Origin of the sequence: Vibrio sp. 10N.222.46.A1 (assembly GCF_041473595.1) — a bacterium.
In the GTDB taxonomy this organism is placed as follows: Bacteria; Pseudomonadota; Gammaproteobacteria; order Enterobacterales; family Vibrionaceae; genus Vibrio; species Vibrio tasmaniensis_A.
In genome coordinates, this window is record NZ_JBFRSN010000665.1 from 1 (window position 1) to 958 (window position 958).

2 protein-coding genes are annotated in these 958 nt (G+C 45.8%); both read left to right on the forward strand.

Annotation, left to right across the window (positions count from 1 at the left end):
* On the forward strand, window positions 1-471 hold a 471-nt coding region (locus AB4496_RS18010), incomplete at its 5' end, for an isocitrate/isopropylmalate family dehydrogenase (protein WP_372131539.1).
* A 117-nt stretch (window positions 472-588) separates the two neighbouring features.
* On the forward strand, window positions 589-958 hold a 370-nt coding region (locus AB4496_RS18015; RefSeq protein ID WP_372131541.1), incomplete at its 3' end, for an aconitase family protein.

Here is a 958-nt window from a genome sequence, read left to right on the forward strand (position 1 = left end):
GAAGTGGTTGAAGAGATCGCAAAAGATTACCCAGATGTCACGCTAAAGCACATGTACATCGACAACGCGACCATGCAACTAATCAAAGATCCATCTCAGTTTGATGTGATGCTTTGTTCAAACATCTTCGGTGACATCATCTCTGATGAGTGTGCAATGATCACAGGCTCTATGGGTATGCTTCCTTCTGCAAGCTTGAACGAAAGCAACTTCGGCCTATACGAACCAGCAGGTGGCAGTGCTCCAGATATCGCAGGTAAGAACATTGCGAACCCAGTCGCGCAAATTCTTTCGGCAGCGCTAATGCTTCGTTACAGCCTAGGCGAAGAAGCGGCAGCGCAAGACATCGAAACAGCGGTATCTAAAGCACTTTCTGCAGGCGAGCTAACTGCAGACCTTGCAGGCAAGAACCAAGCGCTGACTACCTCAGAAATGGGTGACAAGATCGCTGAGTACATCTTAGCTTCATAAGCTAGATGCTTAGATTAAAAGCAAGTACATAAGAATAATATCAAGCCAAGTCAGCTTAGACAGTATGACTTGGCTAGAAACAAACACTGGGACTGATGCTCCCAAGGAAGAAAAGCTATGTCGACAAACCAGCAAGCAAAAACCTTATACGAAAAAGTTTATGACGCTCACGTTGCGGTTGCAGCGAAGGGCGAAACGCCAATTCTTTATATCGATCGCCACTTAGTCCACGAAGTAACGTCGCCACAAGCCTTTGATGGCCTGCGTGAAAAAGGTCGTAAAGTTCGCCAAGTAGGCAAAACTTTTGCGACCATGGATCACAACGTATCGACACAAACGAAAGACATCAACGCTTCGGGTGAAATGGCTCGTATCCAAATGGAAACGCTATCAAAAAACTGTGAAGAGTTTGGTGTCACGCTTTACGATCTAAACCACAAATACCAAGGTATTGTGCACGTAATGGGTCCTGAGCTAGGTATTACTC